Source organism: Virgibacillus flavescens (genome assembly GCF_050574275.1).
In the GTDB taxonomy this organism is placed as follows: Bacteria; Bacillota; Bacilli; order Bacillales; family Amphibacillaceae; genus Virgibacillus_F; species Virgibacillus_F flavescens.
Genome location: NZ_CP192260.1, coordinates 2,297,998 through 2,310,678 on the forward strand (window position 1 = coordinate 2,297,998; position 12,681 = coordinate 2,310,678).

The window sequence follows — 12,681 nt, forward strand, 5'->3', positions numbered from 1 at the left end:
GTGATATAATAATGAAACAAACAACTGTTCGAGAAAAGGGTGTTAAGTGTCTATGTCACAATGGTATCCAAAAAATGGACGGGTAATTTTTCATATTGACATGAATTGTTTTTACGCATCTGTTGAAATGGCCTATAACCAAAAGTTAAAGGGGCGGCCATTAGCTATTGCAGGCAATCCAGAAGAGCGAAAAGGGATTATTGTAACAAGCAGCTATGAAGCTCGTGCGAAAGGTGTCAAAACAACTATGCCGCTTTGGGAAGCTCGAAAGCTTTGTCCAAATCTGATTGTAATGCGTCCGAATTTTGAACGATACCGTATGGCATCACGAGAAATGTTTAAAATTCTCTCTGATATCACACCACATGTTCAACCAGTTTCAATAGATGAAGGTTATATGGATATTTCCGATTGTCAGGATTTAGGAAGTCCTATAGATATCGCAAATAATCTGCAGCAAAGAATTAATAAAGAGCTTGATTTACCTTGTAGTATCGGAATCGCACCAAATAAATTTTTAGCTAAAATGGCTTCTGATATGAAGAAGCCAATGGGCATTACCATTTTAAGAAAAAGGGATTTACCTCAAAAGTTATGGCCACTCACCGTTGGAGAAATGTATGGTATTGGTGAAAAGACAGAAGCAAAGTTAAATAGTGTGGAAATAAAGACTATTGGCGATTTGGCGAATCGAGATGTTTATCAATTGAAGCAAGTGCTTGGCATAAATGGAGAAAGATTAAAGAATCGCGCTAATGGATTAGACACTAGACCAGTAGATCCAAATGCAGTTCATGAGTTTAAAAGTATTGGAAGCTCGCAAACGTTGCCAACTGACACTACGGATGAGGCAGAAATTCGAAAGCTGATGCATACGCTTGCTGATAGTGTGGAACGTCGATTGAGGCGTAAAAATGCTGCTGGAAAGGGAATCCAGCTTGTAATACGCTATCATAATTTAAAAACTATTACTCGTAGTAAAAAGTTAAAAGTTTTTATTGAAACAAAAGCCGATATTTTACATGTCGCAAACGATCTATTTCAAAAGCACTGGAACTTAGAACCAATTCGCTTACTAGGAATTACTGTTCAGGATGCCGAAGAAAAGCAACATATTGCTCAACAATTGGACCTGTTTTCGTATGAAAAATTTGCTGAAAAAGAGAAATTATACTCTGTAATTGACGAGTTATCTGAGAAGTATGGCAAAAATCCATTTAAACAGCTGCACAGTGAACCAGAAGAACAACCTCGAACTAGTTTTCAAAAAGATTTTTTAGACGATTATAAACGATAAATACTATTCATGAAGCATAAGCTGCCTTTAAACTGGTAGCTTTTTCAGTTTCAGTGGTTGGATTTTCTTTTGCTGTCCCGTTATAATGTTAATCGTTGCCTACAAATTTAGGAGGGATATCTGTTGAATTACATAAAGCAAATTCTGCCAGCATTATTGATTATTCTAATAGTGCTTGGTGCGTGCAGCAATAAGCAAAATGAAGAATCACTAGACTCAGAAGAAAGTAAAGAAAAACAAAAAGCAGTCTATTTAAGTGCTCCTGGAGCCATTCCAAGTTTAAGTCCAACAATTGCAGATAATGACTTCAGTTTCAGAGTTATTAATCAAGTATTTGAGGGATTATACCGCTTGGATAAAGAAGGAAAACCTGAACTGGCGATCGCAGCAGAAGAGCCTGAAATCAGCGAAGACAACAAGGTATATACGTTCAAAATCCGTAGTGATGCCAAATGGTCTAATGGTACACCGGTAACTGCTCACGATTTTGAATACGCATGGAAAAAAGCAGTAAACCCTGAGACGGGAGCTGCTTACGGTCCACAATTTGAAGAGATTGTGGCAAACGCCTCCGATATTTTAAAAGGGGACATGCCTGCTGAGTCATTAGGTGTTGAAGCTTTGGATGATCATACATTAAAAGTGGAGCTCGAGAATCCAGTACCATTTTTTAAGGAGCTGCTGACAACTGCGATTTTTTTCCCGCAGCCGAAGGAGTTTATCGAGAAACAGGAAGGACAATATGCATCTGATAGTGAACATACACTTTTCAATGGTCCGTTTGTACTGGATGAGTGGACTGGAACTGATCAGTCATGGACATATAAAAAAAATGAACAATATTGGGATAAAGAAGCAGTAAACGTTGATGAAATAAGAGTTAATGTGGTAAAGGACACCGGGACAGCTGTAAGTCTGTATCAAGAAGGAAAGCTTGATCGTGTAAGCTTAACAGGTGAGTTTGTAGATAAGTTTAAGAACAGTGAAGACTATCACACCATTTTAACTGGCGCAACTTCCTATATAAAGATGAATCAGGGAAAAGATGGGAACCAAACAAATCTCGCAAACTTAAATATTCGTAAGGCACTGACGATGGCTATTGATAAGAAAAGAATAGTAAACTCCATTCTAAATAACGGCTCAATCGCAGCTAACGGAAATGTTCCAAAAGGACTTACTAAAAATCCAGTCACAGGTGAAGATTTCCGTGCTGAAAATGGTAACCTTACTCACTATGCTCCTGAAAATGCTAAGGATCACTGGGAAAAAGGCTTGAAAGAACTTGGAAAGGAAGAGCTTGAAATTACTTTAATCAGCTCAGATTCTGGAACATCTAAACTACTGGCAGAAAATATAAAGTTTCAGCTGGAAGATACTTTACCTGGTCTATCACTTAAAATTAGGAATTTAACTCCGAAAGCAAGCATAGCAGCTAATGTTGGTCAGGAATTTGAAATGATTATGACAGGCTGGAATGGAGATTATCATGATCCACTCACTTATTTAAATTTATTCATAACCGATAGTCCAGGAAATCACACTGGTTATTCAAGTGAAGCGTATGATCGACTTGTATTAGGTGCTAAGGGCAGTATGGCAAACGATCCTATAAAACGCTGGAAAGCTATGTTGAAAGCGGAAAGAATGTTAATTGAAGAGAGTGCGGTAATCATACCCCTATATCAAAATGGTACAGCATACCTTCAAAAGGATTACTTGAAGAATTTTGTAACGTATAAAGTTGGTGCTGACAATTATAAGTGGATAAATATAAAAAAATAACAGTAAAAAGCACACCTGAAATGAATCAGGTGTGCTTTTCCTACTTTAAAATACGTTTTGTAATAGTGGTTGCTAACTTACTTCCAGGATAACGGAAGGGATTATCAAACATCGTTGTTTGTTTTAATATACTTTTATTATGAGAGAATGTTTGAAAACTATCCCTTCCATGATACGAACCAATACCGCTGTTGCCAACTCCGCCAAATGGAAGATTCGGGTTAGCTAAGTGATAGAGAGTATCGTTAATGCAGCCCCCTCCAAATGAAAGACTATTTAATACTCTATTCTGGGCTTTCGTATTTTCTCCAAAATAATAAAGTGCCAATGGTTTTTCCAATCCTTTTAAAACTGAAATTCCTTCTTCCAAGTTATTAAACGTGATGACGGGAAGTAAAGGACCGAAAATTTCCTCTTGCATGATAGGATCTTCCCAAGACACGTTATCTATTAGTGTTGGTTCAATCGTGAGCTGTTCAGAAATTTTATTTCCACCGTGGATTATATTTCCGTTTCCAAGATAACCTTCTAATCTAGTGAAATGATCCTGGTTAACAATTCGCCCATAATCTTTATTGTTAAGAGGGTTCTTGCCATATAAGGACTTGATATGCTTTTTCATAGCTTTTACAAGTTTTAGTTTTACTTTATCGTGTACGTATAAAAAGTCTGGGGCAACACAGGTTTGTCCAGCATTGGTAAATTTCCCCCACACAATCCGTTTGGCAGCTAAGTCAATATTAGCGTCCTTATCGACTATTGCCGGGCTCTTTCCCCCGAGTTCCAACGTTACAGGAGTTAAGTGTTCGCTCGCATGTTTCATGACGATTTTTCCGACATTGGTGCTTCCAGTAAAAAAGATATAATCAAATTTTAACGCAAGCAATTGCTGACTTACTTCTTTTTCACCAGTTACAACAGCCACATACTTATGATCAAATGCTGAATTAATCATATGTGCAAGCAAGGAAGAAGTTGCAGGTGTAAATTCGGAAGGTTTAATAACCGCTGTATTACCTGCTGCAAGCGCGCCGATTACTGGTGCTATTGCAAGCTGGAGCGGATAATTCCATGGCGCGATCGTAAGAGTCACACCGTATGGTTCAGGTATTATATAGCTCTTTGAACCTTTATGTGTAAGTGGATTATCAACCTTTTTTTCTTTCATCCATTCTTTCAGGTTTTTCAATGTGTTGTCTATTTCGCTATAAAGAAAGCCTAATTCGGTTGTTAATGTCTCGTACTCTGATTTATTCAAATCGTCATTAAGGGCTTGATATATATCACCTTCATAATTTTTCAACATAACTTTTAGTTTTTCAAGCTGTTTTTTCCGAAATGAATATGAAAGTGTTTCTTCAGATTTGAAATACTTGCGCTGTTCATCTACTAAAACTTTAAATGGATTCAATCGTAACAACTCCTTTGACCGTTATTTTTTAGCAGGTATATGCTTCACATAAAGATCGTGTGCTAGTTCCGTAGAGGGAAAAATAGATTGTGCTTCCTGAACTAAATCGTGATAATCCTGTTTTTGGTACCGGGAAGAAATATGTGTTAAAACAAGTTCCTTCACAGAACTATTCAAAGCAAGCTCTGCTGCCTGCTTCGTAGTTGAATGAAAGTACTGGTTGGCTAATTGTGAACTGGCTTCGTTAAATGTTGCCTCATGTACCAATACATCTGATCCGGAAACAAATTCTGAATTTCTGTAAGTGAAACGTGTATCGCCTAATATAGAAATTATTCTACCCTTTTTATCAGAACCTAGGAAGTCGCTTCTCGTTATTTTTTCGCCGTTCGGCAGAACAGTTTGCTTCTGTTCTTTAATTTGCTGATAAAGGGGACCAGGGGAAATTCCTTTTTCTTTTAACTTATTAACTAGTAATTCGCCTGGTTTATCTTTTTCTTCTATGCGAAAACCGTAGCTTGGAATTCCATGATGCAGCTTCTTACAATATACCTTAAATACATCATCCTCAAACAATTTACCTTCTGAAAGTTCTACGATGGATAACTCATAAGTAAGGTGTGTACCACTTACCTGCAAGCTCGTTTGTACGTACTCCTTAATTCCTTTTGGTCCATATATCGTCAGTAACTCATCGCCGCTTTGGAAGGATCTACTGCTTAATAATCCAGGCAGGCCAAATATATGATCGCCATGCAGGTGCGTAATGAAAATTTTGTTAATTTTTCTTGGCTTAATGGAAGTGCGTAATATTTGATGCTGTGTAGCTTCTCCACAATCGAATAACCATACGCTGTTTTGTTCCTGCAGTAAGGTTAATGCCAGGGAAGAGACATTTCGCTCTTTGGAAGGAACGCCAGAGCCTGTTCCAAGGAATATTAAATCCATGTAATGCCCTCCTAATTCCAGCTACGCTTGTATTGTATCGGTGGATCGATGGATTCACCTAGTTGATCTGCCACTTCTTTAGCCCAATATGGGTTTCGAAGTAATGCACGAGCTACAAAAATTAAGTCAGCTCGGTTATTTTGCAAAATTTCCTCTGCCTGGATGCCTGTGGTAATTAAACCTACAGCACCAGTAGGAATAGATGCTTCTTTCTTAATTGCTTCGCAGCGCGGTATCTGATACCCGGGATAAGCTGAAATAGGGGCAGGAATTACGCCACCTGAGCTGCAGTCAATTAGAGAAATTCCTTGATTCTTCATCTGTTTTGCGAAATAGAAAATATCCTCCAGTGTACTCCCGTTATCGTCATATTCATCACTGGATATACGTACGAAAATCGGACCATTCCATTCTGTTTGTACCGCTTCAATTATTTCAGAAAGGAAACGAATGCGATTCTCTGGTGACCCTCCATATGAATCGTTTCGTTTATTTGTTAATGGAGATAAGAACTGATTAATTAAATAACCATGTGCTGCGTGCAGTTCGATGATATCGAATTCGGCTTCTCTGGACCGCCGTGCTGCATTTTTAAACGCTTTAATGGTTGTTTGGATGTCGTCAGCAGACATTTTTACCGGTTCTTTAAAATTTTCATTAAATGCAATAGCAGATGGAGCATAAATAGAAGATTTTAAATCAGCTTTCCGCCCAGCATGTCCAAGCTGGATGCCTGATTTCGAACCATATTGATGTAATTGGTCATTGAGCTTCTGTAATCCAACAACCTGGTCATCATTCCAAATTCCCAAATCCTGTGGGGAAATTCTTCCTTCTGGCTGAACAGCTGTCGCCTCTGTGAAAACTAATCCTACTTGTCCCACTGCACGTGAAACATAATGGTTCATATGAAATGGTGTAACCTTTCCATCCTCATCAAAGCAAGAATACATGCACATTGGAGACATGGCTATTCGATTTTTTAATCTAACATTTCCAAATGAAATCGGTGAAAATACTTTACTCATCTAAATCCCCCTGATCAACTGATAATTTAATGTTATGCGCCTTTCCTGGTACATCCGTAAATATTCCATCACATTCCAGATTAAAACAACGCTTTATGTGTAACGATTTGTTAACTGTATAAATACGGATAGCTATACCTTCAGCTTTACACTTTTCTACAAGATTACGACTAAGTAATCGGTACTTTACATGAATAGCATCCGCTCCGAGGTTTTTTGCATAACCAACCAGATCTTTTCTTCTTTTCGAAGTAAGAAGAGCTGCATTTATTTTATTATCGATCTTTTTCATTCGCTTAATACTCTTTGGATTAAACGTTGACAATGTGGTACGATTTAGTAATTGAAAGTCCTTTAACATCGTATACACTATTTTTTCTAGGTTCTTATAATCTATCTTATTATTTTTCAGTTCAATATTTAAGTATAATGGCTTATCTTTTGCCCAAATAAGGAATTCTTCTAATGATAACAGGTTTGTACCTGCATAGGATGCTGAAAACCATGAGCCGGCGTCAAGTTCTTTCAGTTCCTGATACATATAATCTTTTACATAACCGTATCCATTAGTAGTACGCTTTAAGCCTTCATCGTGGATAAGTACAGGAACGTTGTCTTTCGTTAATTGAACATCTGTTTCTATGCCATCGGCACCTAGATCATATGCTAGCTGAAACGCTGGCAAGGTATTTTCGGGTGCTGATTTACTGGCACCTCTGTGTGCTATTATTTTGGTAATCAATTGCTTCACCTCATGTATGAGTTTGTTTTATTATTACTGAAAAGTCAATTAAATAGGAGGCTCATCATTATGAAAAATTGGCAAACAAAAGAAGAACTGACGGATCTGTTATGTTCGCTTGTAAACCATCAAAGCATAACTGGAAGTACAGCGGAAATTGCACTCCCTGAATATATTCATCATTTATTATCCCAAAAGGAATATTTTCAGAAGCACGAAAGTTATCTCAAATTACACCCGCTTGATGACGGTCGAAGGTTACTTACAGCATTAGTTAAAAAGGGAGAAAGCAAAGAAACAGTTATTCTGCTTAGTCATTTTGATGTTGTCGGGGTAGAGGATTATGGTAATTTACAAAACCTTGCCTTCCACCCACGCGAATTGACTCGTGAAATGAAAAAAATGAAAGATGAGCTACCAGATGAAGTTCAAAGCGATATGGAAACTGGAGAATGGTTATTTGGCCGAGGTACGATGGATATGAAAGCAGGTCTGGCATTGCATATGTCTATCGTTGAGCAAGCGATTGATGATGAATTCGATGGCAATATTCTGCTGGTAACTGTTCCAGATGAGGAAGTGAACTCTCAAGGTATGCTGACTGCATTACCTGTATTAAATGAACTTAAGGAAGAAGAGAATTTAGTATATCAGGCATGTTTAAATGGAGAGCCAATGTTTAGTAAGTATCCAGGCGATCCAGCTTATTATGTATATGCCGGGTCAATTGGTAAGGTACTTCCGGGTTTCTATTGTTATGGAAAAGAGTCCCACGTTGGTGAGCCCTTTGCTGGAATTAACCCGAATTTGATGGTGAGCTTTTTATCCCAGCAATTAGAGCTGAATGAGACATTCATCGAAAAAATAGAAAATGAAGTTACCCCGCCGCCTGTTAGTCTGATGCAACGTGACTTAAAGGAAGAATATTCGGTACAGACGCCAAAAGCAGCAATTGCAATGTACAATGTATTATATTTAAAGCAAACCTTTGCTGATCTAAATAAAAAATTACTTGCCAGTACGAAGGCAGCCGCCGCGGAAATTGAGAATTATGTGAAACAGAAAGCTGCTCACTATTCTAATATAGCTACTGATTTTACGATGCCGGATGTCAGCGTTACGGTGATGATGTACGAAGATTTATTTGCGGAAGCGGTAAAACGATATGGGAGTGACGAAGTGCTGCGACGCCAAAATTTATTAGTGAGTCAGCGGGATACCGGTGACCGCGATTTCTCCACTATACTTGTGCAGGAACTGGCGTCTATGTGTAAGGATTTAGCGCCGTTGATGGTATTATTTTACAGTCCGCCATTTTACCCAGCGGTCTCATCCTATAATGACCCATATATAAAAGACGTAATGGATCATGTAAAAACCTATACCTCTTCAACGTATAAAATGGATTTAACTGTAGCTGAATTTTTCACTGGATTATCTGACTTGAGTTTTCTTGGTCCGGTTTCGTCAAAAAGCAAATTGAATCAATTAACTATCAACATGCCATTGCAGAATAATGGCTTTGTTTTTCCGGAAGATGTAATGGAAAAGTTAACGATGCCAGTCTTAAATATTGGTCCTCTAGGTAAAGCGCCGCATCAATGGACCGAACGCCTGGAATTAGTATACAGTTTTGAGTATTTACCACAAATTTTAAAAGAGGCAATTCAACGTTTATTAGTCCCGAAGAGTTAATAGATGTACATTCAGGTGAATAAACGATAAACTAAGAGAAAACTGAATGAACATTCATTATGGGGGATTAGCATGAAGATTTTACATGATACAATTACAAAATTGACCATTCCAACACCATTTGCAGTAGGCGATACACATATATACTTATTAAAAGGTGATCGATTGTCTTTAATCGATGCAGGTGTGAAGACTAAGGAAGCCTGGGAGGCACTAACAAGTCAGCTAAAAAAAGCGGGTTACCTTCCAAAAGATATTGAACAGATTATTTTAACCCACCATCATCCTGACCACACTGGACTTGTTGAAGAATTTCCAAGAGCAGATGTGCTGGCAGGTCATAAAAACAATGATTTATGGCTTACCAGAAATCAGGAATTTTTTAAGCGATCTTTAAAATTCTATCAGGAATTTTTTACAGAGTCAGGTGTGCCGGAAACATTCAGTGGCTTCCTGAAAAATTTAGAAGAACCACTTCGTTATGCTGGAGAAGGAAAGCTAACCAATAAACTCGAAGAAAATGATCGGTTACCAGGTCATAGTGAGTGGCAGGTTATCGATACAAGGGGCCATGCGCAAAGTCATCTTTCATTTTACAGGGAGTCTGACGGCGCCTTTATCGGTGGTGATCATATATTGGAACATATTTCACCAAACCCTATCATTGAACCACCACACAATGGAGAAAATGAGCGTTCGAAACCGCTTGTTCAATATCGACATAATTTAAAAAAATGTTTGTCACTGGGCATATCAACTGTATACCCGGGGCACGGGATAAATATAACGAACATTGATGAATTAATCCCTGCTCAATTAAAGAGACAGGAGCAGCGAGCGGCAAAGGTACTTAATATGCTCCGGCAACGGGAACAAACGTCTTTTGAACTTTGCCAAAAGCTATTCCCTAATCAGATTAACAAACAATTAGATCTAACAATGTCTGAAACCACGGGTCAGTTGGACTTTCTCGAAGATCAAGGAGAAATAATAAAAACAGTACAAGATGGTATAAACTATTATAGAGTGAATTAGGTGATTCAGTTTGAACAAACGGGTTAAGTCCAAAAAAATTATTGTAACAGGTGCTTCTAGTGGAATTGGCGAAAAAATTGTTTGGCACATTGCAAAAAACAATGGAATTCCAATTATGCTGGCTAGATCAATTGATAAACTGGAAGATATTCAGGAACAAGTAAGAAACGCTACTGGAGTAAATCCGATTATATATCCGATTGATTTATTGGATGAGAACAAAAGAGAAGCAGTTTTCAAACAAATTCTAATGGAACATCCAACTGTCAGTGGACTAATTAATAATGCAGGGTCTGGATTATTTGAATACGTAGAAACAATGGACTGGGAAGAGACGAGAAAAATGTTTGAACTAAATCTTTTTGCGTTAGTTCAGGGAACACAGATCGTATTGAGACATTTTATTCAAAATGGAGAAGGACATATTGTCAATATTGCATCACAAGCAGGAAAAATCGCTACACCTAAATCATCCATTTATTCATCTACTAAACATGCAGTTCTTGGATTTACGAATGCATTACGGATGGAAGTGGCAAGTAAGCGGATTGCGGTAACAGCTGTAAACCTCGGTCCTGTTCGTACTAACTTCTTTGTCGATGCTGATCCTACCGGAAGCTATCAATCGAAAATAGCTGCGTATATGCTTGACCCAGACCGTGTAGCAAAGAAAATTGTTAAGCATTTATTTACAAGAAAGCGCGAAATTAACATGCCTGGCTGGATGGAATTCGGGAGTAAACTATATATTTTATTCCCAATTACGATGGAGCGGATACTGAAAGGGCAGTTTGACAAGAAGTAGCAGTACTCTAAAATCTTTTTTGTATATTTACCCTTGAATTGAAGAAAATAACTCTAAAGTGAAAGCTGACAAGGAGTGAATAGGATGGGTGAATACAGTCATTTTCGATATGGACAAAAAGCACCGAATAATGGAGTTTACATGGAAATTGGTGAGACTGGCAGCATGGTAAACAACCCTAAAATTATTAAACTAAAAGCAGGGGAGAAGTTTCCGGAAAACTCTAACCATGACCGTGTATGGACACATGATAAGAACTGACGTTCAAGAACTACTATACGTTTATATGTAAAAAGCCATCCGAATCCGGATGGCTTTTAAACTTATTTAAATCAAATATGGTCCGAAAAATGCTGTTAGCAGAAGAATATGGACTCCAACGAAATACATGATTCTAACTGTTCCATCCCATTCATTTGACTGTTTTGTCAGCTGCGCAATAATATAAGCTATCACAGCAAATAACATCATATAAAAATAGGAACTGCCATCAAAGGTCAAATAATTTGGCGCATTCATATAAATGTTTGGAACAAAGAATTGATTTTTCCAGAACAGTGCCGCCATTGCATAGATACTAATCCCGAGATAAAATACCCAAGTAGGATCCCGATCAATTGTTCTGCTTCTGAAGAAATACATCAGCGCAATAAAAGTTAATGGCCAAATAAACCAAACTGCAGAAATTGCAATGCCAAACATGGATGAAGATATCATACCGAGTGTCTTTCCGAGTGCGCGTAACCAATCATCCTGCTGAAACCCAGTAGCTTGATTAACAGCAGTAATATTGCTTGATGAAATATTTATTTTATTACCCTCATTATCTAAATCGACCCAAGCAACGGTTTCATCATTTAACCATTGTGGGTCAACGGATATTGCAGGTGTATTACTTCGGCGTTCAGTGATAGTGGTACCATTGCTGTTTATCTCTGCTTTGTAAATATTAAAGGAAGTACTATCGTTATATTGTGTTTCGGTTTGCCCGTTTGCCTGGAATAATAAACTTGGTTTTCCTTCTTTATACTTAAATTCAATACTGTTTATTTCGGTTAATTGACTACTGCCTGCAGGATCCTGAAACGTCAGTTCTTTTTGCTGCTGTTCGTTTTCACCGTCCAATGTCATTTCTTTATAGTAATTAAAAAATACTGGTTTGCCTTGCGAATTTTCCAGTTCTTCCTGGAGTATAACTCCAAGCTTATTCCCATCGAGTGCATAGATTATATCTGTAACTATTTTACCTGGTGCAACAGTAATTTCTGTCTGAAACTTTTCTTCAAGTTCACTGTTGTGCAACTGGAATAGTTGGAAATCAATTCCCGTCTGCCGTGGTGTATACGTCACTATGTTTATCTCGTTTGCATTTTGCTGCGGAACAATATTTTGCTTATTTAAATCAATGTTCATAATTTTTACCGATTTATTATCTTCAGGCGAGAGCTCATATAATTTTTTATCTTTAATATAAAGGATCGTGTTTTTAAGTGGAAAAAAACGTTCAACGTCAGAAACGATTTCATTTTTATCACTATCATATATATTTGTATAATCAAAATAGATAATGCGATCGTCCTGCTGGTATATCTGTGTCCACTTGTCTACCGGTATGTCATAGGTCTTTGTATCCTCGACAATAAAATTTTCATTAATCGTAATAGTAGATAACTTCTCATCTTTAAAAGCTGTTATTAAATAGTTACCGTTTTCTTTCTCTTTAATTGGCGGCAGTCGACTAACGTCTGTACTCCCAACCGTTAATGCACGGCTCCAATTGGGTTCAGGTGGCTCAGTCACCTTAGAGAAGTTTTGATAAAATAATAGAGCTAGTCCAAAAATAACGATTAGTCCTGGTATAATCCAATACAGTTGTTTAACTATCTGCTTTTTCATTTTCAGCCCCCATATGCCACTGTTTAATTTCTATTTTTT

General features: G+C 37.6%; 11 protein-coding genes. 6 read left to right on the forward strand and 5 right to left on the reverse strand.

The genetic code is table 11. From position 1 onward, the window contains the following. The first annotated feature begins 52 nt into the window (after positions 1-52). Both VBD025_RS11055 and VBD025_RS11060 read left to right on the forward strand, forming a co-directional pair. Complete coding sequence (locus VBD025_RS11055) at positions 53-1,297, forward strand: DNA polymerase IV (RefSeq protein WP_430785406.1); 1,245 nt, start codon at positions 53-55, stop codon at positions 1,295-1,297. A gap of 120 nt (positions 1,298-1,417) precedes the next feature. Next, entirely contained in the window at positions 1,418-3,082 is a 1,665-nt protein-coding gene (locus tag VBD025_RS11060; protein WP_430791366.1) for a peptide ABC transporter substrate-binding protein, read from the forward strand. A 40-nt stretch (positions 3,083-3,122) separates the two neighbouring features. Here the strand turns inward: VBD025_RS11060 and VBD025_RS11065 are convergent, their stop codons facing one another. Genes VBD025_RS11065 through VBD025_RS11080 form a run of 4 tightly spaced genes read right to left on the reverse strand, consistent with a single transcriptional unit; the run spans position 3,123 to position 7,211 of the window. After that, positions 3,123-4,493 (reverse strand): aldehyde dehydrogenase, encoded by a 1,371-nt coding sequence (locus VBD025_RS11065; RefSeq protein WP_430785408.1) that lies wholly within the window; start codon positions 4,491-4,493, stop codon positions 3,123-3,125. A gap of 21 nt (positions 4,494-4,514) precedes the next feature. Next, positions 4,515-5,441 carry a ribonuclease Z gene (rnz, locus tag VBD025_RS11070; RefSeq protein ID WP_430785410.1) on the reverse strand — a complete coding sequence of 309 codons (927 nt, stop codon included), beginning with the start codon at positions 5,439-5,441 and terminating at the stop codon, positions 4,515-4,517. An 11-nt stretch (positions 5,442-5,452) separates the two neighbouring features. Further along, positions 5,453-6,469, reverse strand: a complete 1,017-nt coding sequence (namA, locus tag VBD025_RS11075; RefSeq protein WP_430785412.1) for an NADPH dehydrogenase NamA — start codon at positions 6,467-6,469, stop codon at positions 5,453-5,455. Then, the gene (locus VBD025_RS11080) at positions 6,462-7,211 is read right to left on the reverse strand and encodes a glycerophosphodiester phosphodiesterase (RefSeq protein ID WP_430785414.1); all 750 of its coding nucleotides are present in this window, start codon (positions 7,209-7,211) and stop codon (positions 6,462-6,464) included. Before VBD025_RS11080 ends, namA begins: the two co-directional genes overlap by 8 nt. Before the next feature lie 69 nt (positions 7,212-7,280). Between VBD025_RS11080 and VBD025_RS11085 the strand changes: the two genes are divergently transcribed. The 4 genes from VBD025_RS11085 (at position 7,281) to VBD025_RS11100 (ending at position 11,007) form a co-directional block, all read left to right on the forward strand. Then, positions 7,281-8,906, forward strand: a complete 1,626-nt coding sequence (locus VBD025_RS11085) for a M20/M25/M40 family metallo-hydrolase (RefSeq protein ID WP_430785416.1) — start codon at positions 7,281-7,283, stop codon at positions 8,904-8,906. Positions 8,907-8,978: 72 nt separating this feature from the next. Continuing rightward, a complete protein-coding gene (locus VBD025_RS11090) occupies positions 8,979-9,941 on the forward strand; it encodes an MBL fold metallo-hydrolase (RefSeq protein WP_430785418.1) in 963 nt (320 codons plus the stop codon). Between the two features lie 10 nt (positions 9,942-9,951). Then, entirely contained in the window at positions 9,952-10,746 is a 795-nt protein-coding gene (locus VBD025_RS11095) for an SDR family NAD(P)-dependent oxidoreductase (protein ID WP_430785420.1), read from the forward strand. An 84-nt stretch (positions 10,747-10,830) separates the two neighbouring features. After that, the gene (locus VBD025_RS11100) at positions 10,831-11,007 is read left to right on the forward strand and encodes a YjzC family protein (RefSeq protein WP_430785422.1); all 177 of its coding nucleotides are present in this window, start codon (positions 10,831-10,833) and stop codon (positions 11,005-11,007) included. 66 nt (positions 11,008-11,073) lie between these two features. On the opposite strand, the gene VBD025_RS11105 is transcribed toward VBD025_RS11100, so the two are convergent. After that, entirely contained in the window at positions 11,074-12,642 is a 1,569-nt protein-coding gene (locus tag VBD025_RS11105) for a hypothetical protein (RefSeq protein WP_430785424.1), read from the reverse strand. Between the last annotated feature and the right edge of the window lie 39 nt (positions 12,643-12,681).